General features: G+C 49.9%; 19 protein-coding genes. 13 read left to right on the top strand and 6 right to left on the bottom strand.

What is annotated here, in order from left to right:
- Window positions 1-103: 103 nt before the first annotated feature.
- From F0L74_RS05215 to F0L74_RS05235, 5 genes are all read left to right on the top strand, one after another.
- Entirely contained in the window at window positions 104-2,005 is a 1,902-nt protein-coding gene (locus F0L74_RS05215) for an ABC-F family ATP-binding cassette domain-containing protein (RefSeq protein ID WP_149836753.1), read from the top strand.
- A gap of 71 nt (window positions 2,006-2,076) precedes the next feature.
- The gene (locus F0L74_RS05220) at window positions 2,077-3,399 is read left to right on the top strand and encodes a glycoside hydrolase family 2 TIM barrel-domain containing protein (RefSeq protein ID WP_149836754.1); all 1,323 of its coding nucleotides are present in this window, start codon (window positions 2,077-2,079) and stop codon (window positions 3,397-3,399) included.
- A 98-nt stretch (window positions 3,400-3,497) separates the two neighbouring features.
- A complete protein-coding gene (locus tag F0L74_RS05225) occupies window positions 3,498-7,190 on the top strand; it encodes a glycosyltransferase (RefSeq protein ID WP_246197623.1) in 3,693 nt (1,230 codons plus the stop codon).
- 141 nt (window positions 7,191-7,331) lie between these two features.
- Window positions 7,332-8,621: a glycoside hydrolase family 2 TIM barrel-domain containing protein gene (locus F0L74_RS05230; RefSeq protein ID WP_149836756.1), complete on the top strand. Its 1,290-nt coding sequence runs from the start codon at window positions 7,332-7,334 to the stop codon at window positions 8,619-8,621.
- Window positions 8,622-8,639: 18 nt separating this feature from the next.
- On the top strand, window positions 8,640-12,398 hold the full coding sequence (locus tag F0L74_RS05235) for a glycosyltransferase (protein ID WP_149836757.1): 3,759 nt from the start codon (window positions 8,640-8,642) through the stop codon (window positions 12,396-12,398).
- On the opposite strand, the gene F0L74_RS05240 is transcribed toward F0L74_RS05235, so the two are convergent.
- Window positions 12,393-12,839, bottom strand: a complete 447-nt coding sequence (locus F0L74_RS05240) for a DUF6841 family protein (protein ID WP_149836758.1) — start codon at window positions 12,837-12,839, stop codon at window positions 12,393-12,395. The two genes, F0L74_RS05235 and F0L74_RS05240, sit on opposite strands and share 6 nt — an antisense overlap.
- Window positions 12,840-12,850: 11 nt before the next feature.
- Window positions 12,851-13,171 carry a hypothetical protein gene (locus F0L74_RS05245; RefSeq protein WP_149836759.1) on the bottom strand — a complete coding sequence of 107 codons (321 nt, stop codon included), beginning with the start codon at window positions 13,169-13,171 and terminating at the stop codon, window positions 12,851-12,853.
- Between the two features lie 171 nt (window positions 13,172-13,342).
- On the opposite strand from F0L74_RS05245, the gene F0L74_RS05250 reads away from it, so the two are divergent.
- Window positions 13,343-14,353, top strand: a complete 1,011-nt coding sequence (locus tag F0L74_RS05250; protein ID WP_246197624.1) for a polyprenyl synthetase family protein — start codon at window positions 13,343-13,345, stop codon at window positions 14,351-14,353.
- A gap of 113 nt (window positions 14,354-14,466) precedes the next feature.
- On the top strand, window positions 14,467-15,591 hold the full coding sequence (locus F0L74_RS05255; protein ID WP_149836760.1) for a hypothetical protein: 1,125 nt from the start codon (window positions 14,467-14,469) through the stop codon (window positions 15,589-15,591).
- Between the two features lie 123 nt (window positions 15,592-15,714).
- Here F0L74_RS05255 and F0L74_RS05260 read toward each other — a convergent pair whose 3' ends face one another.
- Window positions 15,715-16,170, bottom strand: coding sequence for an SRPBCC domain-containing protein (locus tag F0L74_RS05260; protein WP_149836761.1), 456 nt, complete (start codon window positions 16,168-16,170; stop codon window positions 15,715-15,717).
- A gap of 58 nt (window positions 16,171-16,228) precedes the next feature.
- Window positions 16,229-17,092 (bottom strand): helix-turn-helix domain-containing protein, encoded by an 864-nt coding sequence (locus tag F0L74_RS05265; RefSeq protein ID WP_213086894.1) that lies wholly within the window; start codon window positions 17,090-17,092, stop codon window positions 16,229-16,231.
- Between the two features lie 167 nt (window positions 17,093-17,259).
- Here F0L74_RS05265 and F0L74_RS05270 point away from each other — a divergent pair, with 167 nt between their 5' ends.
- From F0L74_RS05270 to F0L74_RS05295, 6 genes are all read left to right on the top strand, one after another.
- On the top strand, window positions 17,260-18,081 hold the full coding sequence (locus tag F0L74_RS05270; protein WP_149836763.1) for a PhzF family phenazine biosynthesis protein: 822 nt from the start codon (window positions 17,260-17,262) through the stop codon (window positions 18,079-18,081).
- A complete protein-coding gene (locus F0L74_RS05275) occupies window positions 18,056-18,844 on the top strand; it encodes a PhzF family phenazine biosynthesis protein (protein WP_149836764.1) in 789 nt (262 codons plus the stop codon). The genes F0L74_RS05270 and F0L74_RS05275 overlap by 26 nt, the downstream gene beginning before the upstream one ends.
- Window positions 18,845-18,929: 85 nt before the next feature.
- Complete coding sequence (locus F0L74_RS05280) at window positions 18,930-19,397, top strand: carboxymuconolactone decarboxylase family protein (protein WP_149836765.1); 468 nt, start codon at window positions 18,930-18,932, stop codon at window positions 19,395-19,397.
- A gap of 144 nt (window positions 19,398-19,541) precedes the next feature.
- The gene (locus tag F0L74_RS05285; protein WP_149836766.1) at window positions 19,542-20,579 is read left to right on the top strand and encodes an aldo/keto reductase; all 1,038 of its coding nucleotides are present in this window, start codon (window positions 19,542-19,544) and stop codon (window positions 20,577-20,579) included.
- 63 nt (window positions 20,580-20,642) lie between these two features.
- On the top strand, window positions 20,643-21,389 hold the full coding sequence (locus F0L74_RS05290) for a DUF6348 family protein (protein WP_149836767.1): 747 nt from the start codon (window positions 20,643-20,645) through the stop codon (window positions 21,387-21,389).
- A gap of 111 nt (window positions 21,390-21,500) precedes the next feature.
- Window positions 21,501-22,271 (top strand): alpha/beta fold hydrolase, encoded by a 771-nt coding sequence (locus tag F0L74_RS05295; RefSeq protein WP_149836768.1) that lies wholly within the window; start codon window positions 21,501-21,503, stop codon window positions 22,269-22,271.
- 81 nt (window positions 22,272-22,352) lie between these two features.
- On the opposite strand, the gene F0L74_RS05300 is transcribed toward F0L74_RS05295, so the two are convergent.
- The gene (locus F0L74_RS05300) at window positions 22,353-23,336 is read right to left on the bottom strand and encodes a GlxA family transcriptional regulator (protein ID WP_149836769.1); all 984 of its coding nucleotides are present in this window, start codon (window positions 23,334-23,336) and stop codon (window positions 22,353-22,355) included.
- Window positions 23,337-23,400: 64 nt separating this feature from the next.
- The gene (locus F0L74_RS05305) at window positions 23,401-24,204 is read right to left on the bottom strand and encodes a helix-turn-helix domain-containing protein (RefSeq protein ID WP_149836770.1); all 804 of its coding nucleotides are present in this window, start codon (window positions 24,202-24,204) and stop codon (window positions 23,401-23,403) included.
- Between the last annotated feature and the right edge of the window lie 6 nt (window positions 24,205-24,210).

The raw sequence follows: 24,210 nt of genomic DNA on the forward strand, positions 1-24,210 counted from the left end.
AATATACGGAATATTTCTAACAAAGTACTACCCCCGGGCCCCATCTTTCTGCCCCCAAAGGCCGCCTTTTATGAAAGCGTGCCGGATTTACTATCTTCGCCCCATGCATTACGTAACGGTAGAAGGGATCTCAAAATCTTACGGCGAAAAGCCATTGTTCAGGAATGTTTCTTTTCATATAGAAGAAGGGGACAAAATAGCGCTGGTAGCGCTTAACGGCACCGGTAAATCCACCCTGCTGCGTATCCTCTGCGGAAAAGAAACGGTAGACGAAGGGAAGGTCTGGATCCATAAAGAGGTGACCGTGGTAATGCTGGAGCAGCAATCCGCCTTTAACCTGCAAAAATCCATCCTGGCCAACATCTTTGCCCAGGAACACCCCATTCTGAACGCCATACGTGATTATGAGCGGCTTACGGACGATGACCGGGAACCCGATCCCGTACAGCTGGCCGCCGCCATTACCAAAATGGATGAGCTGGGCGCCTGGCATTTCGACGCCAAAGTAAAACAGATCTTAGGTAAGCTGAATATTCACCACCTGGACCAGGAAATGGGTACCCTCTCCGGCGGACAGCTTAAACGCGTGGCCCTGGCTAAGGTATTGATAGATATAGGATTCGAGCATAAACATACCCTGCTCATCATGGATGAGCCCACCAACCACCTGGACGTATCTATGATCGAGTGGTTGGAAAGTTTCCTGAATCAGGAAAATGTGACCCTGCTGCTCGTAACCCACGACCGTTATTTCCTTGATAGCGTTTGTAACGAGATCATTGAGCTGGACCAGCAACAGCTGTTCATTTATAAAGGCGATTACGAAAACTACCTGGAGAAAAAGGCCGCCCGCGAGGAAAGCGATAAAGCCAGCGTAGAAAAAGCCCGTAACCAGTACCGTAAGGAATTGGAGTGGATGCGCCGCCAGCCAAAAGCGCGTACTACCAAGGCCAAATCCCGTATAGACGCATTTTATGACGTAAAGGAAAAAGCCAGTGTGCGCCTGGAACGGCAGCAGCTGGAACTGAATGTGAAAATGACCCGCCTGGGTGGTAAGATCCTGGAGCTCAAGAAAGTATATAAGGCCTTTGGCAATCTTACCATCCTGAAAGGGTTCGATTATACCTTTAAAAAAGGGGAGCGCATAGGCGTAGTGGGAAAAAACGGCGTGGGTAAATCCACCTTCCTCAATATGCTGCTGGGGCAGGAGGAACCGGATTCCGGCAAGATCAACATCGGCGATACTGTCGTCTTTGGCAACTACAACCAACAAGGCCTGGTACTAAAGGAGGATATGCGTATTATCGAGTTCGTAAAGAACATCGCAGAGCATTTTCCCCTGGCAGACGGTACCAAGGTAAGCGCCGCCCAGTTCCTGCAGCTATTCCTCTTCCCGCCGGAAAAACAATATACCTACGTATCCAAACTGAGTGGAGGAGAAAAACGCCGCCTGCACCTGCTCAGCATCCTGTTCCGCAACCCTAACTTCCTGGTGCTCGATGAACCCACGAATGATCTGGATCTGCCCACCCTCAGCATCCTCGAAGATTTTCTGCAGGACTACCAGGGCTGTATCATTATCGTAAGCCACGACCGTTATTTTATGGACAAGCTGGTAGATCACCTGTTTGTATTTGAAGGCAAGGGCGAGGTACGCGATTTCCCGGGCAACTACACCCAATACCGGGAATGGGAAAAAGAAGAAAGCCGTAACGCCTCCAAACAGGAAGCGCCGGCTGCCGCTACTGCTGCCAGCAAGGAAACGCCTGCCCCGGAGGCGCCCAAAGGCCGCAAGATGTCTTACAAGGAAAAGCGGGAACTGGAGCTGCTGGAGCAGGAAATAGCCAAACTGGAAACAGAAAAGAAAACAATTGACGAACAGCTGGCCAGTGGCGCCCTGCCCTATGAACAGCTGGAGCCCCTTGCCCGCCGGGTAGGAGAGGTGATACAACTGCTGGATGAAAAAGGGATGCGCTGGCTGGAACTGAGCGAAATGGAAGGCTGATGATAATGAACAAACATGCTATAGGTGAAAAGGAATAAAAGCCTTAACTTCAGATAGTTATCTATCTAGGCATGGAATGTAAACCGATACTGCAACGGGGGCAGTGTCTCATCCTCATATCCGCAGTTTTTGTTCTCTTTTCTTTCATTCATTGTAACACCAGCACTTCCCCCATCCGCAATAATGCGAAGGTTTTTATTCATAAAGAAGGTTCCTCATATACCATCTACCGCAATGGAAAGCCCTTTGTCGTAAAGGGAGCTGCCGGCTACACGCAGCTGGCAACGCTACGGGCCATTGGCGGCAATACCATCCGCACCTGGGATACCATCAACCTGGGCGCCATACTGGATGAAGCGCAACGTAACAACCTGGCGGTTATAGCTGGCTTGCCCCTGCCAGGCAGTAACTATCTCAATTATTTCTACAAAGACGCAGATAAAGTAGCTGCCAATTACCGGGGCCTGCAACAGATCATCACCCGGTACAAAGATCATCCCGCTTTATTAATGTGGTGCCTGGGCAATGAGCCGGGCTTTAACAACAAACCAGGTAGCCGTTATTTTTACCGCGCATTCAATGCCCTGTTGGATATGATACACGCCACAGACCCGGGTCACCCGGTTACCACTACCATGGTGAACTTTAGCATATGGGAGGCGCTCTGGATAAAATGGAAGGTACACGGCCTGGATCTGGTATCCTTTAACATATTTGGTCAGCTGCAACAGCTGCAGGCCAAATTGCATAAATATAGCTGGATCTGGAACGGGCCTTTCCTTATATCAGAATGGGGCGCATATGGCCCATGGGAGGCGCCCGTAACGGCCTGGGGAGCGCCCATTGAAAATACCAGTACTAAAAAAGCAGAGCATTATCAGCAGCTATACGCGCAGTTGCCCGCAAATGATCCCCGCTTCCTGGGCGCCCTTGTTTTTTACTGGGGCCAAAAGCAGGAAACTACGCCTACCTGGTTTAGTCTTTTTGACGAGCATGGCGCGGTTACGGCAGCGGTAAACACCTTGCAATACCTGTGGACGGGTAAACAAGCGGCTGCCCCTGCACCAGTTATAAATTATATGCTCCTGGGCGGTAAAGGCGCTGCAGATAATATCATGCTGCCGCCCAACGCCCTGCAGACCGCACGAGTGTTGGACAGTGCCGCTGCAGGGCCACATACCCTGCATTGGGAACTATGGCAGGAAGACTGGTTTAGTGAGTTGAACAGAAAGCCATTGAAGCTGCTGGATACCCTTATTACGACCAACAGCCGCCAATTGCAGTTTAGAACGCCTGTTAAAGAAGGGCCTTATCGTATATATGTAAAGTTATCAGACAGCAGTGGAAATTTCGCTACCGCGAATACACCTTTTTATGTAGTAGAAAAAGAGTAATTGCGAGAATGTCAGACATGCAACAACGACCGAATTTCGCCCCTTCCCGGATGGAATTATTTACGCTGCGTTTAATGATCCTTATCGGGGTAATCAGCATGGGGTTACTTTTGTACTATCTGCTTAATCCGGTGCAGATAGGGTATGCGCCATTTTACTGGCTGCTGATGGCCGCTGTTATTTTTAACTGTTTACGCGTCCTGCATGAATGGTATCATTACTTTTATATCACAGTGCCCCCCACGCCGCCGCTTACAAAAAAATTCACTGTAGACATATTTACCACCTTTTGCGCGGGAGAGCCTTATCCCATGATCGTGGAAACGCTGGAAGCCATCCAGGCCATTCACTATCCGCATACCACCTATTTATGCGATGAAGCAGATGATCCCTACCTGAAAGAAGTATGCCGCCGCCTGGGCGTGCATCATGTAACCCGCACAGATAAACGGGATGCTAAAGCAGGTAATATCAATAATGCCTTACTGCAATCCACCGGTGAATTATGCGTGGTGCTGGACCCGGATCATGTGCCGCGACCGGATTTCCTGGACCCTATCATACCACATTTCAATGATGCGGCAATAGGTTTTGTACAGATAGTGCAGGCTTACAGTAACCAGGGGGATAGCCTCATAGCCCGCGGCGCGGCACAGCAAACATTCCAGTTCTATGGCCCAATGATGATGACCATGAACCGGTATGGCACCGTGCTGGCTATTGGCGCTAACTGCACCTTTCGCAGAACCGCGCTGGAGTCCATTGGCGGCCATGCCGCAGGTCTGTCAGAAGATATGCATACGGCCATGCAACTGCATGCCAAAGGCTGGAGATCTGTGTATGTGCCGGAAGTACTGACCTATGGCCTGGTGCCCTCCACCTTATCCGCCTATTATAAGCAGCAACTAAAATGGGCGCGCGGCACCTTCGAATTGCTGGTAACCTCGTATCCACGTTTGTTTAAGCATTTCACCTGGCGGCAACGCCTGCATTATGGCACTATCCCCTTTCATTATTTCTCCGGCGTCATCTTCTTAATTAACTTTTTAGTCCCTATGCTCTCGCTGGTGTTGGGCGAAATACCCTTAAGGGTAGACCTGCTTTCCTTTACCCTGGCAGGATTGCCTTTTATCTGTGCCACTCTGGCTATCCGGCATTTTGTACAAAGATGGGTGATGGGGGAGGATGAGCGGGGTAATCACATAGTAGGTGGCCTTTTATTAATTGGCGCCTGGTGGATCTATATACTGGGCCTCTTTTATACCATCATCCGTAAAAAAATACCTTATATCCCTACGCCTAAAGATGATAGCGAGCCGGATAAATGGCAGCTGAATATTCCTAACCTGGTCATCGCGCTTTGTTCGGCTGCAGCTATTGTGTATGGGTTGTATACAGATTGGAACCCTTTTGCCTGGGTAATGGCGGGTATCGCCGGCATCAATTGCGCGATTATGCTGTTTAATGTGATCATCAGCCGCCGGCATCACCTGCAGCGGTTTAAGCGGCAGTCCATAACCGTGCAGAATATGGTGGATCGCATCGCCTTTATCAAGCTTCAATTCTGGTTCTTCCGGCATGCAATATATAATGGCCTCCGGCGTTTTGCATTACTATTGCTCATCTGCATATTTACCGGCACCATACTCTTTATGGCTGCAGCCTCCAAATTACCAACCCGTGCCGGTAAACGTACCTTCAAGCACAATATCTTCTATACCGGTATCTTCAGCCCTGCAACGCAGGATGGTCTTACCTCCATACAGCAGGTAAAAGGCCTTGAGGAGCAGTATAAATTTCATTGCAATATCATTTCCCTGTACATTCCCTGGGGCGATGAACCGCGTTGTTTGGTGCCGCAACCGTTAGTAGACTCCATTTACCGTAACGGCTCCTATCCCATGATCACCTGGGAGCCCTGGGGCGGTTTATTCAGCAGTAAAACATTGAATAGTGATCAGCAGCTGCTGGCACGCATCAGCCAGGGTAGTTATGATCATTACCTCCATACTTTTGCGGCGCAGCTCAAACAGTTGAACCGGCCTGTATTACTGCGTTTTGCCCATGAAGCGGATAATCCCTTCTATCCCTGGTCCGCCAGCGGCGGCAATACAGCTGAGGATTTCAAACAGGCCTGGCGGTATGTGCATGATCTTTTTGCAAGGGAGGGCGCCTACAATGTAGTTTGGGTATGGAATCCCTGGCAACCGCAGGCGGTAAACGATTATTTTCCCGGCAGCAACTATGTGGATTGGCTGGCGGTGCCGGGTTTAAATTACGGCACGCTGCATGAAAATGGTAAAAGCCACACCTTTAAAGACTTGTATGCACCTTTTCACCGTTTGCCCATTTTCAGATCGGGGCTACCGGTAATGATAGCGGAAACCGGCTCGCTCCGCGGCGCGGCCAACCAGGAAAAATGGCTGGAGGATGCGTTAACAAACATAGATACCGCCTTTAAGGAAATAAAGGCGCTGGTGCTCTTTAATTCTGATATGGACAGGAACATGCCCCAAAAGTCACATGCCGGTGTATTGAACTGGAAACCGGAACATCCCGCTCCCTTCTTTACCTCGTTGGCCCGGTATTACGCTCCCAAATGGCATGGCCTGTCACAGCAAAATATACAGATGCCGCAGCTCTCTGCTTACAATCATACGCCCGGTGGCAGAAGGCCCCTGCCGGATACCCTCCGTGGCGTTAACTACCAGAAAGGGCAGCATTGGTACAGGAACCTGCATGCGCTCACCCGCCGCGAGATAGTGCACGACTTCACCGCCATGAAACAACTAGGCATTAACACCATCATCCGCAACGGCCCCGGTGTATATGACCGGAATATCCTGGCGGTGGCCCGGCAATGCGATATAAAGATCTGCTATTCCTTCGCTGCGCCTACTATTACAGATCTGATAACAGATAGCGCCCAGCTCTATAAGTTTACGGATAAGATACTGAAGCGTATACAGGAATTAAAGGATGACAGGAGCATTATCGCCTGGAACATTGGCGATACCCTGTGGCAGCAATTGAGCGACCGTTTTTACAAGCCCGGGGCGATATACCAGCAATATGCTTATGCCGCCTGGTTACGGAAATTGGTGACCCGTATCAAAGCGCTGGACCCTGTAAGGCCCGTCACCATGGATGTACGCGTAAATAACCGGGTAACGGATCTAATGGATCAATTGGAGCATCAGCTGCCGGAAATAGATGCATTCGGGCTGGTGTTTGGAAGAGATACCACCGGTATGGCGCAGCTTAGTCAGCTAAAGGCGCGCTGTTATATTAGCCAGGTATCCGTAATACATTATGCCTGGATGCCGGCATCGCGCGGTAGTATTTTTATTAACAGCTGGCAGGATATCGGGGATCGCGACTACCTTACTTTTGATGGGTTGGTAGATCACTGGGGGCGATACAAGGTAGCCTGGTATCAGTTACGCCAGCGCTGGACGAACGTTCACCAGGATTCGCCCTTGCCGCCGGTAAAGATCCTGCGTCCCGCAGCGCTTACTACACAAGGTAATGTCCTCACCTATAGGGCCATCACCTGGCAGCAGCGGCAGTGGAAACTAGCGGCAACAGATGCGCCGCATGATATGGTATTTGAATGGCGCCTCGTAAGAACAGACCAATGGGGTAATCCCGTGCTCATGGAATATGTGGGAAAAGGTACCGAGTTACAGCTTCGTATACCCGGAGAGCCCCATACATACCGCTTATACCTGTCTGCTTACAAAGGCAATGATGTAACCACCGCTCAAACCCTGCTCAACACCCCCCTTTAATAAGGAGTAATTTTGCGCAATGATAGCAAAACAGCCACCCGCACCAAATCCGGCACGAAAAATGCTAAAATAGCGCCGGAATTATTTCAACCGTTTGCTAATTTAAGAGGACAATACAACCATACCATTTATTGAAACACAATGAAACCATGGAGAAACCTGCTTTGGGTGCTTCCCCTTCTATCCATCTGTTGCCATCACCCCGCCACGCCCGCAAAACACGGGGCCGTATTTATACAAAAAGAAGGAAAGCAATACGTTATTTACCGTAATGGCCGGCCTTTCTCCGTAAAAGGAGCATCCGGTTATACCCATCTGCAACAGCTGCGGCAGTCCGGCGGCAATACCATCCGTACCTGGGACACCGTTAACCTGGGCGCCATCCTGGATGAGGCGGAACGGGAGCACCTGGCCGTTATCGCAGGCCTGCCCATGCCGGGTAGCGCCTACCTCGATTACTACTATAAGGATACCGCCCGGGTGGCCGCTTTATACCGTGCGTTTGAGGATATTGTACAGCGCTATAAAAAACATCCGGCCCTGCTTATGTGGTGCCTGGGCAATGAGCTGGGTTTTAGCGCCAAACCAGGTTACAGCGCGTTTTACAATACCTATGATCATTTGCTGCAGATGATCCATGATACAGACAGGGATCACCCTGTAACTACCACTATGGCCAATTTTAACCTTGCGCAGATCCTCATGCTGCAATGGCATGTACCAGACCTGGACCTCGTCTCTTTTAACACTTTCGGGAAACTGGGTCTGTTAAATAATAAACTGAACAAATATACCTGGCTTTGGGATGGCCCTTTTATGGTAACAGAATGGGGCGCTTACGGCCCCTGGGAGGTGAACAACACCGTTTGGGGAGCGCCTATTGAAAATACCAGCACTAAAAAAGCAGAACACTACCAGCAGTTATATGCGCAACTGCCGCTTAATAACCCCCGCTGCCTGGGCGCGCTCGTTTTTTACTGGGGCCAGAAACAGGAAACTACGCCTACCTGGTTTAGCCTGTTTGATGAAAACGGCGCTATGTCAGAAGCCGTAGCCGTAATGGAGCAATTGTGGACAGGTCATCAACCTGTTGCCAAAGCCCCGCAGATCCGCTATATGCTGCTGAATAATAAGGGGGCTGCAGACAATATCGTTATAAGACCGGAATTGCCGCAGGAGGCAGAAATACTAATGCAAAGCGCCGTTACAGACAGCCTTTCCTTCCGTTGGGAAATATGGCAGGAGGACTGGTTCAGCGAGTTGAAACAACGGCCGTTGAAGGTATTAGACACCCTAATGACCTCTGCCGGCAAAACAAAATTGTTATTTAAAGCGCCGCTAAAGCAAGGCCCTTACCGGCTGTATGTAAAAGTGACAGATCAACAGGGACATTTTTCAACTACCAATACGCCATTTTACGTAATGGAGTAAAAGAAGAAATAGATAGTTATGCGAACACCCAAAAAAGCATCGCCTCCTTCCCGGATGGAGTTATGGACATTAAGGCTGATGATCCTCATTGGCGCGGGCGGAATGGGGTATTTTTTATACAGCCTGGCCAATCCGCTGCAGGTAGGGTATGCGCCATTTTATTGGCTGCTTTTGGCAGCCACTGTTTTTAATTGCCTGCGCGTGCTGCACGAGTGGTACCACTACTTTTATATTACAGTGCCGCCCACGCCGCCGCTTACAAAAACATTCACCGTAGATATCTTTACCACCTTTTGTGCGGGGGAGCCTTATCCCATGATCGTGGAAACGCTGGAGGCCATACAGGCTATCAGCTACCCGCATACCACTTACTTATGTGATGAAGCGGATGATCCGTATCTGAAAGAAGTATGCCGCCGCCTGGGCGTACAACATGTAACCCGTACCGTTAAACGCAACGCCAAAGCCGGTAACATCAACAATGCCCTGCAGCAGGCCACCGGCGAATTATGCGTAGTGCTGGATCCGGATCATGTACCGCTGCCTGGTTTCCTGGATGCGGTGCTGCCACATTTCAGCAATGAGCAGATTGGTTTTGTTCAGGTGGTGCAGGCATATGATAACCTAAAAGACAGCCTGATAGCCAAAGGTGCTGCTCAGCAAACTTTCCAGTTCTATGGCCCTATGATGATGACCATGAACCGGTATGGCACCGTGCTGGCAATTGGCGCTAACTGTACCTTCCGCAGAGCGGCCCTGGACTCCATAGGCGGCCATGCGGCAGGGCTCTCAGAGGATATGCATACCGCCATGCAGTTGCACGCCAAAGGCTGGAAGTCCGTATACGTGCCGGAGGTATTGACCTATGGCCTGGTGCCTTCTACCTTATCCGCTTACTATAAACAGCAGCTTAAATGGGCGCGCGGCACTTTTGAGCTGCTGGTCACCAGCTATCCCCGTTTATTTAAACAGTTCAGCTGGCGGCAACGCCTGCACTATGGCACCATTCCTTTCCATTATTTTTCAGGGGTTATTTTCCTCATCAACTTCCTGGTGCCTATCCTCTCGCTAACGCTGGACCTGATCCCGTTCCGTATGGACCTGCTTTCCTTTATGCTGGTAGCCTTGCCTTTTATGAGCACTACGCTGGCTATACGGCATTTTGTACAGCGCTGGGTGATGGGGGAGAATGAAAGAGGCAATCACGTGGTAGGCGGTCTGCTGCTCATAGGTACCTGGTGGATCTATATCCTGGGATTTGTGTATACCATCATCCGCAAAAAAATACCCTATATCCCCACGCCAAAGGATGATACGGAATCTGATAACTGGAAGCTGAACATCCCCAACGGCATCATGGCCCTGTTGTCTTTGCTGGCTATCGTATATGGGCTGCACCGCGACTGGAACCCCTATACCTGGGTAATGGCCGGTATAGCGGCTATGAACAGCGGCATCCTGTTATTTAACATCGTTATCAGCCGTCGCAATGATCTCAAACGTATCAAGCAACGCTTTACTACCCTGAAAGAATTGTTTGTTTACTGGCTGTTGTTTAAACGGCAGCTCTGGTGGTTCCGGCACGGTTTGTATACGGGCATCCGCAGGTTTGCGCTGCTGTTCATAATGGGTATTTCCCTTACCGTGTTATACTGCCTCACAGGCGCATCGGGGCTGCCGGCGCCTGCCCATCGCCGCATATCCAAACAGCAGATCTTTTATGCCGGCATATTTGATCCTGTTAGCGATAATGGCCTTTCCTCCATGCAACATATCAATAGGTACCAGCTGGGATATGATGTGCATTTTGGCATTGTATCCCTATACATACCCTGGGGGGATGAAGAAAGATGTTATTTGCCGCAGGCGCTGGTAGACTCCATTTACCGGCAGGGCGCCTGCCCTATGATCACCTGGGAGCCCTGGGAAGGGTTGTTTAAACGCGCCGCCGGCGATGATACGCTGCGGCAGGAGAAAAAAGTATTTGCGCATGTGGTGCAAGGGAATTTTGACCGCTACCTGGAAAAAATGGCCGCACAGCTGCGTGCCCTGAACCGGCCGGTGTACCTGCGCTTTGCCCATGAGGCGGATAACCCGCAGTATCCATGGTCTGCTACCGGTGATAATACGCCGGAAGAATTCAAAGCGGCCTGGCAATATGTGCACGATTTTTTTGTACAACATAAAGTATATAATATCATCTGGGTATGGAATCCCTGGAAACCGGAGGCGGCTGCCGCTTATTTCCCCGGCGCTGCTTATGTGGATTGGTTAGGCGTTACCAGCCTCAATTACGCTAAGGGCGCGTGGAGCGGGTTCCGGGAGCTATATGCGCCTTTTCACCAGCTGCCCTTATTCCGCACTGGTTTGCCGGTAATGGTGGCAGAAGGCGGCTCCCTGCGGGAACAGGGACGGCAGGAACAATGGCTAAGTGATGCGTTTACAGACATCAATACAACATTCCGGGAAATAAAGGCATTTGTGCTGTTTAACTCAGATCTGGATAAGCGGCTGCCAGCGGGCGACAGCGGCACGTTACATTGGAAACTGCAACATCCGGGCACTTGTTTTGCCGCTATAAAAGCACAACAATCTTCCCGCGGTTACCGCGCGTCAACCAGGCAAACAGCTGTTCCTGCCTTACCGGTCTATAACAGCCCGGTAAGGTACCGGCGTTTATTGCCGGATAGCATCCGTGGTATCAATTACCAGAAAGGCCAGCACTGGTACCGCAACTTTTACGCCCTTACCAGCCGGGAGCTGGCCCGTGATATGGAAGGCATGCAGCAGCTTGGCATCAATACCATCAAACGTACGGGGCCGGGCGTGTACGACAGGAATATACTGGCGGCCGCCGCCAGTTACAATATGCAATTGCATTACTGTTTTGATGTGCCGGAGATCAGGGATGTATTTGCAGACAAGAACCGGCTGGATGGGGTTACCGCACAGGTCATCTCTACGGTGCAATCACTAAAGAACAATAAACATATTATAGCCTGGAATATTGGCAATACCCGCTGGCAACAGCTGGATGCGCATTTTTATAAACCCACGCTGTTATACCAGCAACAGGCGTATTTTTCCTGGCTTAAAAAACTGGTGAACCGCATAAAAGCGCTGGATCCGCTACGCCCTGTTACTATGGATGTAGCGGTGAACAATAGCTTGCAGGCAACCATCCGCCTGCTGCAACAGGAATTGCCGGAGATAGATGCGTTTGGACTGGTAATAAACGATATTGCCGGGGCTGCGCAATTACAACGCTTGCCGGCACAAACTTTTATTAGCAGCGTATCTGCGCCGCAATATTTGCAACTGACGGCCGCGGCTACAAATACCTATATTAACAGCTGGCAGGATACCGGGGAAAAAGATCATCTCACATTTGACGGGTTGCTGGATCATTGGGGCCGCCATAAACGGGAGTGGCAGTTACTGGCAGCGCATTGGGGGCATGCCACCGCATCTACATTGCCGGAATTAAGGATCTTACGCCCCGCCAGGCTTACAAAGATCAACAGCCGGCTTACCTATCATGCCATGGTGCCGCAAAATGCCAGCTGGATCCAGGCAGGGGCATTACCCCTGCATTTTGAATGGCGCCTGGTAAAAATGGACGCCGGAGGTAATGCCGTGCTGATGAAAAACCTGGGTCAGGGCCCTGCCATTACATTGGATATTCCGCAGGACCCCGGTATGTATGAGTTATATCTGAGCGCCAGCCGGGGCAATGAGGTAACTACTACACAAACATCCTTAAACATCCCTTTATGACACCAGCCCTCTTTCCTGCAGCACCTTCTGCTCGTCGCCGGTGATGTAGGCAAATATTTTGAGCTCCTCATTACGGTGCTGCAGAAAATAGGTGACGTCAAACTCAATGGTTACTTCCGTCTGGTCTTTTTTAGTGTAGTAAGACTGCCAGTGCACCAACGCCATATAATGAAGATCGTCCAGCGCGGTGATGGTCACATGCCCAATGGTCATTTTAGTAGTGCCTATGCCTTTATAAAAATCATACCCCTTGGGAATGGCCTCGCGGAAAGCGGCATCGTTCTTACCACAGTGTACGCCCAGCGGGCTGGCCTCTATAAAGCAGTCCGCAAAGGCGCTGGTAATACTGGCCGTATCCACGTTGCCTGCCAGCCCATCCCGGAAACGTTTTTCATAGTCCCGGAAAAACTGTTCGATCTTTTCATTGATATGTTGCTGCATGGGAACGGGTTTTAGTCCTGTTTATCCCGGATCTCAGACTTCTTCAGATAGATCTTTTTACCCTTATCATCCACATAGTATTTGCGGTCCATTTTGTCAATATAAACAGTCTGTCCGTCCGGGCCTTCTTTACCTTTATATACTTTATCCTTTACGGCAGATGCGCCTTTTACGGCTACAGAAGCGGTTTTCTGGCCTACCTTCTTACCGGTTTGGCCTACTTTCTTAATAGCCGTATCTACCTGTGCCTGGGTTTCGCTGGCTATCAGGGTAGCAGAAAGGCCAACGGCCATGGCAAACAGCAGGGTGGGCAGTTTTTTCATTGTCTTCATAAAATGGAGGTTTTTTATAGAGGATGGTTCCAATAATAATGCCAGCAACCGGTAAATATTAACAACCTCAGCCGTTCATAATATGCCTGCAAATATGAGCTCATCAGCGTCAAATGCTTACTGCTGTGCCATTTCATGAAACCTGGGCTAACTTGTTAAAAAACTTGACCCATGGAACCCCATCTCTATATTGAAGATGCCGTCCCTGTTATGCCCTCCTTTGAGCTGTTGCTGGCCGAATTTGAAAACCAGTTCAAGGACCGCCTTTTCCCTTCCACGCCTGCTAATCTGTACAATGCCATTGCTTATGTGCTGGATAACCGGGGCAAACGTATACGCCCTGTACTGTGCCTGATGGGTAATGTATTGACCGGTCCTCTACAGCTGGATGCATTCCAGGCAGCCAATGCCATAGAGCTGTATCATAATTTTGCACTGGTGCATGATGATGTGATAGACCGCACACCGCTGCGGCGGGGCAAACCTGCGGTGCATATCAGGTATAATACGCCCACAGCCATCCTCACCGGCGATACCATCCTGTTATACGCCTATGAATACCTGAACCGTATCCAGGGCAGGTATAAGCATAAAGTGATGCAGACCTTTAATGAAGCGGCAAGAGCCGTTTGCGAAGGCCAGCAAATGGACCTGGACATGGAAACCCTGCCCCTGCAAAGCATCGCCTACCAGGACTACCTGCAGATGATCACCCTTAAAACAGCCGTGCTGGTAGCGGCCAGCCTGCAGATAGGCGCTATCATAGGCGGGGCCTTTACAGACGACCAGGAGCACCTGTATGCCTTTGGCAAATACCTGGGCACTGCCTTCCAGGTACAGGATGATTACCTGGATGCCTTTGGCGATTTCCGGAAAACAGGTAAACAACCCGGGGATGATATCATCACCAATAAAAAAACCTTCCTGCTGGTAAAAGCCTATGAATTGTGTAATAACGCGCAAAAATCCCTGTTGCAGGAATTACTTGCCCTGCCTATAGCCGATAAGATACCGGCAGTGTTACAGCTTTACAAGGATTGTAAGGTGGGCGATTGGGCCCTGAAGGAAAAGGACCGGCTGCAGCATCTGGCCCTGCAACACCTGGAAAGTATGTCCGTACCGGCGGTAAATAAACGTCCCCTGCTGGAACTGGCTACCTTGTTACTGAACCGCCAGTATTGATCTGGGTATTGATTTACAGTTGTTTATGTCCCTGAACAAACTTGCTCCCAGCTTGAACAGGCTTTGAAAAGGGCCGGTATGTTTTTCCACCCACCTTTGGCCAAAAAAGAACCATGGGAAAAAAAGCATTGCTGTACCTGTTTGCGATTTGTTTACCTGCCGCTGTAATGGCCCAAACAAAAAAAGGGGAGATCACCGTACCCTTAACGTCCCAGCACTGGGATTTTAAACCCGGCGCCGCCGTATTTGAGGATTATAAGGGAAAGCCTGCCCTGCGGATAATGGATTATAAAGGGCCGGTAGTATCAAAAGACCTGAAGTTCGCTAACGGTACCATTGAATTTGATGTTGCCCCGATAGACTCCTTTTTTGCCAACATGTATTTCCGGTATGTGGATACGCTGGAAAGCGAATGCTTTTACATGCGCGTACGGGGCGGATCAAGTCCCGGCGCTATATATGCCATACAGTACACCCCCATCATAAAAGGAGTGAACCTCTGGGATATGTTACCCCAGTTCCAGGGCCCTGCTACCTATAAAAAAGATGAATGGAACCATATTAAGCTGGTAATAAATGGCAGGCAAATGCGCGCCTATATCAACGACATGCGCAACCCGGTAATGGAGATACCCCGGCTGGAAGGTAATACCACCAGTGGTACAATAGCTTTTGATGGCAAGCAGGCTATTGCCAACCTGGTACTGAAACCCAATGAAACAGCAGGCGTTTCCCCGGAGGAGGGAGCAGACCCCACCGCCTTTGATCCCCGCTATATCCGGCATTGGGCTAAGAGCGCACCGGTGCTGCTGCCCTTTGGCCAGGAGTTATATGAGCGCAACCTGCCTAAGGATATCTCCTGGGATAATATAACCGCGGAACGCCGCGGGCTGGTAAACCTTACCCGCCTCTACGGAGAGAACCGGTTTCACCGCAGCGCCATATGGTTAAAAGTAAAACTACATGTGGCTACAGACCAGAAACACCGTATGGATCTTGGCTTTAGTGACGAGGTATGGGTATTCCTGAACCGCCGTCTGGCCTATGTGGATAAAAACCTGTTCGGCTCCCCGGGTATGAAAGAGCCGGAAGGCCGCTGCGCGGTGAACAACTGCTCCTTTACACTGCCGCTAAAAGCCGGGGACAATGAACTGCTGATAGGCGTATCCAACGACTTCTATGGCTGGGGTATCATTGCCCGGTTGGATGATATCGAGGGAGTGACAGTGATCCCCTAAAGTTCGTTACCTCCTAAAGCATGATACTATTTTGACAATGCTCTCCAAGGCTTCTCCCATGTTTCGGGCACCTCAGCGCACTTGTTAAAATAGTATCATTTTTATACTAAACCATTCGCAGGCTTACTCGGCTTCCACCAGTTTTTTGATCTCCACCAGGATAGGCTGCCATCCATCTGATCCTGCGGTTTCCTCATATCTCCGCTGGCCTTCTGCCACCTTTGAATAATCACCCTGGCTAACGGTCAGCTGTGTTTGGCCGCCTTGTTCTTCCAGGTCATAAGTTACCGTCAGGTAGTTTTCCGGTACATCTGCTATATCAGCATTATTAGGATCAATGGTAGTATAGGCCAGGTGTTTTTCAGGTACCAGCGCTACAATATCCCCTTTTACGGCCACCAGTTCCACCCCGTTAAAGGTGCCTTTCCACAGCAGGGGGCTGCCTATCTTCCAGTCAGACACGGTTTCGCAGCCAAACATATATTTTTTGGTCTGTGCAGGGTTCACAAGCGCGTCCCACACTTTAGCCGCAGGCGCATTAATAGTGATGCTGTTCTTTACAAGTAATGGCGTGTTCATAATATTTTTGGTTTATGAGCACAATATTAGCGTCTTTGCCGCAGGGGATGATTGCGTTTTACGGATTATTTCTAATGGAAAAAGGAGTTACGCCAAACTTTTTCTTAAAAGCATTATTGAAATGCTGGGGCGTGGCATACCCCAATTCAAAGGAGATCTCTGCCGCGGTTTTCTGCGTATCCCGCAAATACTGGTGCGCCAGCTGCAGGCGCTGCTCTGTAAGATAACCAAATACTGTATTGTTAAAGGTTTCTTTAAACCCGCGTTTAAGTTTATACTCGTTCAGGCCCACCGTTCTGGCGATCTCGGAAAGATTAGGCGGACAGTGCACCCGTTCATTGATCAGGTCCCGCACAGCAATGATCTTTTCTTTATCCGTTTTGCTTTTCAGGAACGCGTCCTGCCTGGCATTGGCCGCCTCGTAAGATTCTGCGCATAATACCAGCAATTCTATGCTTTTAGATAACAGGAACAGCTTCTTCAGATCACCGCCGTATTTGCAGTGGATGATCTGTTGCAGCACCTGTTGTATAGGCGCATCTATACTGCCCCATCGCTCAGAGAGCATTACATTCTTACCTTGTAATATATTTTCTGCAAAACGTTGTAAGGGAGCGTTGGCCTGCTGGGTAAACTGCACAAACAGCGCTTTTGGGAACTGGATGCCAAAGATCTCCAGCTCCAGCGTTTTATTCTGCACCTCAATATCAAACCCTTTTGAGTACATGATATTATGATGGCCGCCAATAAGGTCATAGCTGCGGTTAAGCTGCTTATAGGAAAAACTGTAATCCCCCTTCATCCCAAAATGAAAACGCACCACATCAGTATCGCTACTGCCCGGAAAGCTGGTAAGTGTGTGAAATTTTGAGATGGAATGCCCCGCCTGGATCCCGTCGAAGGTCCAGATAACACTATCCATAGTGCCGTATTCCGAAACGCGGTGTTGTTTATCCTCTTGCATAATGATCTTGCAGCACCTAAAGTACAAAATGTTGTGCACCCAATCTGATATGGTCAAAATTCTCAAAACTGAATCTGTAATGGTCTGGGTATTTTACAGAATTTTGCAGTATCAAACCAGAACATATGAACATTCCTTTTTACCAGGTAGACGCCTTTACAAAAATTCCCTTTAAGGGAAACCCGGCGGCCGTATGCATAGTGGATGATACGGTTACAGAAACCATGATGCAGCAAATAGCCGCGGAAAATAACGTATCGGAAACGGCTTTTGTATACCGTAATGAAGAAGGTTTTCAGCTGCGCTGGTTCTCCCCGGTAGTAGAAGTGCCATTGTGTGGCCATGCCACGCTGGCCACCGCGCATGTGCTGTGGGAAGAGGGCATAGTGCCCAAACAGGAAACCATCACTTTTAATACGCTCAGCGGCTGGCTCAGCGCAGCGCAGCATGATGGCTGGATAGCACTGAACTTTCCTTCCCTGCTGGGCCACCAGGTACCATTACCACAGGAGATACGCGACATCCTGGGCGTGAACCCGGTTAATGCCATGTTTATCCTGAACCGTTACCTGGTAGAGCTGGCCACAGAAGCGGAAGTACGCGCGCTTACGCCAGACTTTTCCCGGCTGGTCAATCATCCGCGGATCGTGGTCACTGCAAAAGGAGACCCCGGTTCCCCATTTGATTTTATATCCCGCATGTTCGCCCCCTGCGTAGGCATAAATGAAGATCCCGTAACAGGCGCCGCACATTGCGCATTAGCCCCATACTGGGCGCAGCAACTGGGTAAGCAATCCATGACAGCCTACCAGGCCTCTGCACGCGGCGGTGTGGTAAAAGTAAGACAGGAAGGCGACCGCACCGTGTTTTCCGGAGAAGCGGTAACAGTTATAAAAGGTACTTACACATTAAATCCATCTTATGCAACTGCCACTTTATCAAATTGATGCCTTTACGGATCAGCTTTTCAGGGGTAACCCCGCCTGCGTAGTGCCATTGGAACAATGGCCGGCAGATGAGTTGCTGAAGTCCATCGCCAAAGAGAACTATGTTTCTGAAACAGCTTTTTTTATTCCACAGGGCGATGGTTTTGCGCTCCGCTGGTTTACGCCGGATATTGAGATGGATCTCTGCGGCCATGCCACCCTGGCGGCTGCCCACGCTATCAAAACTATCCTGCAGTATCCCGGAGATAATATCGTATTCAGCTCCAACAGCGGCCCGCTGGAGGTAGCGGTAAAGGACGGCCGGTATACCCTCAACTTCCCCTCCCGTAAACCGGTGGCCGCCCCGCTGCCGGATAACATTTTGCAATCCCTGAACAAGGCGCCGCGTGAAGTGTTAAAGGCGCGTGATTATGTGCTGGTATACGACCAGGAACAGGATGTGCGGGATATCCGTATCAACCGCCAGTTGTTTGACAAGATCAACCTGGACCCCGGCGGCGTGATCATTACCGCAAAAGGGGATAAGGTAGATTTTGTATCCCGTTTCTTCACCACACAGGCCTCCCTGTTCGAAGATCCCGTAACAGGCTCTGCGCACTGCTCGTTGATCCCCTATTGGAGTGAGCAGTTAGGTAAAAAAGAAATGAACGCCCTACAGCTGTCAGAAAGGATGGGTACGTTGCATTGTGTGGATGAGGGCGATAGGGTACTGATCTCCGGCCGCGCCAGAACCTATTCCACCGGCACTTTATGGACGGAATAAAAAAATAAGCTCTTTTCTGTCACATATCGCATGTTCCCTTGTCTTCCTAGCGTAAATCATCGTTTTAAATCTAAATGTGAAGACAATGAGTACGCAGAGAATCACGCTGGCAGATGCGCCTAAGGGAATTACAGACGGTTTGTTTCAATCGGAGCACTATCTTAAAGATTCCGGACTTGACCCAAAACTGAGCAACCTGCTTTGTTACCGGGTATCGCAGATCAATGGTTGCGCTTACTGCCTGGATATGCACTTTAAAGAGGCTATTCATACAGGCGAAACAGAGCAGCGTTTATATTCAGTAAGCGCATGGAGGGAATGCCCTTATTACAGTGAAAAGGAAAGAGCGGCGCTGGCCTATGCGGAAGCGGTTACAAACGTGAACCTGGGGCCGGTGACAGACAGCATATTTGATCCGCTCACAAAATTTTTCTCCAAGGGGGAGATTGCGGACCTTACGCTGGCCATTGTCCAGATCAATACCTGGAACCGGCTCAATATAGCATTCGCTTCCATGCCTGGCGAATACCAGGTAGGACAATTTGCTGGATAAAACAGTGATGTAGCATCGAGAACGATACAAGCCCTCCCGCTCCAACGGGAGGGTTTGTTATTATAGCGCTATGCAAAAAAATAGGGATAAGTTGTCACCGCTTTTCCGGATATTTATTACCCATCAACACCTAAATAATTACATATGGAATACAGGCAATTAGGCGCATCAGGTTTACAGGTGTCAGTATTAAGTTTTGGCACCGCTACTTTTGGAGGAGGAAATGAATTCTTTAAGGCATGGGGCAGCACGCAGGTAGAGGAAGCTGCCCGGCTGCTGGACCTTTGCCTGGATGCAGGCATTAACCTGTTTGATACGGCAGATATCTACTCCCAGGGATTGTCTGAGGAGATCCTGGGAAAGGCCATGGAAGGTAAACGGGACCGGATGATCCTCTCTACCAAATCCACTTTCCCTTTTGGCGATGGCCCCAATAGCCAGGGCTCATCCCGCTACCGCCTTATCAGGCAGGTGGAGGGCAGCCTGAAACGTTTACGTACAGACTATATCGATTTATACCACATGCACGGCTTTGACGGCAATACGCCCGTAGAAGAAACCCTGCGCGCATTGGACGACCTGGTACAAAGTGGTAAGATCCGCTACCTGGCCGCCTCTAATTTCTCCGGCTGGCACCTCATGAAATCCCTGGGTATCGCAGACCGTTTTGGCTGGAACCGGTATATTGCCCACCAGGTATACTACTCTTTACTGAACCGGGAGTATGAATGGGAGCTGATGCCCCTGGGCATGGACCAGCGGGTAGGCGCTATTGTATGGTCGCCGTTAGCGGCCGGCCGGCTGGGGGGCAAATACCGCCGCAATCATCCCCTGCCCAAAGATAGCCGGGTAGCGCAGGGCGGCAGCCCGGTGCCGGATATGGCGGTGAACGAGGAGCTGCTGTATAATATCGTGGATGCGCTGGACGAGGTAGCCGCCGCCACCGGTAAAACCGTGGCGCAGGTGGCACTTAACTGGCTGCTGCAAAGGCCAACGGTAGCCAGTATCCTTTTTGGCGCCCGTAACGAGGCCCAATTAATGGATAACCTGGGCGCAGTAGGCTGGAGCCTTACAACAGCGCAGATCAAACGCCTGGATACCGCCAGCGATACCCCCACCATCTATCCCTACTGGCACCAGCAGCAAAACCTCACGCTCAACCCTCCGCCTAAATTTTATTGATCCCCGCTGATCATAAAGAGGGTCCTGCAATGTATCTTGCAGGACCCTTTCCTATTTATACCTATGAAACTATTTGACTGGTTTAAAAAGAAACCTAAGCCCGGAGAAGAAGAGGACTATGAGTCCGTCATGCACTTACACCTCATGAAAACAATGACGGAACAGCTGGCGATCTTACAGTATCAAGCCATTCCCTCGCCGGAATTTGACATCCTGGAAGTGAACGGCGAGTTTGCCATCGTCCCTTCTATTGGCCGGATCAATGAGCATCCAAACGCGTATGTAGTGCAGCTGGATGTACTTACACTCCATCCGGTTTACTTTCCAGAAGGTATTGAGGTGCACGTGGCTGGTTTGGGCCGGGAACTGGGCGAAGGCATTGCCAGCGCGGTAAATAATTACGTGGGAACCATATTCCCGCCCATTGTAGAAAGTTTTACCTGCAATCACCAACCGGATCTGGATTTTATATCCACCGCCACCGGCCGTGAGATCCTTTGGCATCCCAGGCCTGGTATTATGAGCTTACAAGGTACCTGGAACAGCATGCCGGAAGAGGATGCGTTGTTTGCGCTGCTCAAGACAGCGCTGCAGCAGAACCTGCCGGATCAGCAATTTAACTGGCTCAAACTATATATAGCCCGGCAACCGGACGGCGAGATCATTGCAGAATGTATACTCAATAACGTAGCCTGGGATCTGGGTACGGAGATCATATATACATATGCCCAGGCCTGGCCGCAACCGGGCGATTTCCTTTCCCAAAAGCAGTTTATCATGTTCCGGCGCTGCGATAGATATGATCTGTAGACCTTCGGGAAAAATTGGCAACTCTTTGGGCAAAATGTGCATTCCATAGCCAGGGTTCTTGCTGCACCTTTGTGTCGTTGATCGGAACAAAAATATCAACGAAACAGAACAATGAAAACTTCAACCCTGACAAACAAACTGAAAAGCGTATTAGTCGCTGTTGCCTTTATCTTATTAAACATTGCAGGGGCTAGCGCCCAGGTTAAGAACGTAGTACTTGTACATGGCGCCTTCGCAGATGGCTCCGGATGGAAAAACGTGTACAAGATCTTAGTAGCAAAAGGCTATCATGTAACCGTAGTACAGAATCCCCTGAGCTCACTCGAAGCAGATGTTGCCGCTACCAACGCTGCACTGGATCAGCTGGATGGTCCCGCTATCCTGGTAGGCCATTCATGGGGGGGCGTAGTGATCACACAGGCAGGTCTTAACCCCAAAGTGGCCGGCCTGGTGTATGTAGCCGCCTTTATGCCTGACCAGGGCGAGACCGCCGTAAAATGGATCAGCAGCGCGCCCGCCGCACCAGAAGCTGGTATCCTTGCCCCGGATGCAAACGGTATTGTGTACTATGACAGAGCTAAATATCATGCAGGTTTCTGCGCAGACATCAGCAAAGAAGACGCTGATTTTATGGCCGCCTCACAGGGTACCCTGTATGGTAGCGCATTTGGAACACCTGTTACAAATGTAGCCTGGAAAGAGAAACCTGCTTATGCAATAGTATCTACAGAGGATAAAGCCATTGTGCCTTCTATCCAGCGTGAAATGTACAAACGAGCTAATGCTAAAGTAACAGAGATAAAAGGCAGCCACGTGGTATTCATTTCCCAGCCGCAGGCCGTTGCTAAAGTGATCATCAGCGCCGCAGAAAACGTTAAATAAACGGCTGACTATAAGCTGAACAATTATATATCACAAGGCCGGGGATTTCCGTTGGGAAGCGGGAGCCCCGGTCTTTCATTTTTACCCCGCCATCACGTTCTTATGATACCGGCCCCGGTAATCCAGCGGCGATAAGCCCGTGATCTTACGGAAGATCTCCCGGAATGCTTTTTCATCAGAATACCCCACTTCATACATCACTTCACTGATCGTTTTCACCGTATTCTCAAACGCTTTTTTTGCTACTTCTATCTTTACCCGCTGCCAGTATTCCAATGGCGTATTGCCGGTAGCTTTAATGAAACGCCGGTCAAAATTGCGCCGGCTAACGGCTACCTGCGTGGCCAGTTTGCCAATGGCGATCCGCTCGCCGGGGTTGGCTTCCATCATATCCTGCGCTTTTTTTACCGCTTCATCATCGTGATCCTTTTGCCCGGTGAATATAATAAAGGGCGATTGGCTGCTGCGCCCAATATCTATCTGGAACACCTTGGCGCAGTAAATAGCCGTTGGACGGTCATAATATTTTTCGATCAGGTAAATGATCAGGTTAAGGAAAGAGAAAGCGCCGCCATTAGTATAGATATTATGCTCGTCTGTTATCAGGCGGTCTGGCAGTAGCGTTACCTCCGGGAACATGGAAATAAAAGCGTCTTTAACGGCCCAGTTGGTAGAGCAGGTTTTGCCATCCAGTAAACCGGTAGCCGCCAGCAGGAATGCGCCGGTGCAGATGCTGGCCACCGCGGCGCCCTGGTTATATTGCCATTTTATCCAGTCTGCCAGCTCCTGGTTTAAGGCCATCGTTTCCTCAAAGCAGTGATTGAGGGAGGGGATGATGATAAGATCGGTGTGCTTTATTTTTAACGCAGCCGTATGGGGTTTAATAGTAAAAAGTCCATCATATAGTTCTACCGCTTCAGACAGGCCGGCCAGCTGCACCTCAAAAACGGGCTCCCGCCCCTGCTTTACCCAATACTGATTGGCGCGGGTAAATATTTTCCAGGAGCCTACCATGCTGCTCAGGTTATTATGTCCGTCCGGGACAAGGATGGTTAAGTGTTTCATAACCATATAAAGCTAAGCCATTTTGCTGGCCAAATCAACCCGGGCGAATGGCCAAATGGCCTTATTACACCATTGACGGCGCCGCGCCAAACTGTTTCTTAAAAGCGGTGGAGAAATGCGAATAATCATTAAAACCTACCTCCAGGAATACCTCCGTGGGTTTCATCTTTTTCTGTTTTAAAAGCAGGTGCGCCGCTTCCAGCTTTTTCTGGATCAGCCATTTACCCGGCGTGGTATGATAGATCTTTTCAAAATCACGTTTAAAAGTAGAAACGCTGCGCCCCGTCAGGTAGGCAAAATGCTGCAGGTCGCCATCGTATTGATAATGCTCTTCCATAAAAGCCTCCAGGTCTATCTTACCCGGTTCGCTGAAATCAAACAGCAGGTGCTTCAGATCAGGATTAGCGCCCAGGAAAATAAGCACCGCCTCCTTGATCTTGGTCTTTAACAGTTCCCCGGTAATTTGTTGACTATTTTCCAGGTACGGCGCCAAAGAATCCATATAGTTCCGGAAAAGGGTATTGGGCTGCAGCAAAAATACATTGTCATAGGGCCGGCTGGCCGCAATACTCCGCTGGTAAGGGGCAGACATTTCCAGCAAAGTATCCTGGTCAATACAAATAGATACGGAACGGTATTCACCGCCATCAGGGGGCTGCTTTACAAACTTGCTCAGCCTGTTCTTGACGGCAAACCGGAAATCGCCCGCATTATAGGTCTGCGCCTTATTCCCAAAATACACCATCGAGCTGCCGGAAATAATATAGTCGATCACATGCTGGCGTATAAACAATTCCCCATCTATCACCCGTTTAGAAACGCAGGAATAAACAATTTGAGGAACGGTAGGATCTGTTGGGTTTGACATGATATC

The sequence above is a fragment of the Chitinophaga agrisoli genome, assembly GCF_008386695.1.
GTDB lineage: Bacteria > Bacteroidota > Bacteroidia > Chitinophagales > Chitinophagaceae > Chitinophaga > Chitinophaga agrisoli.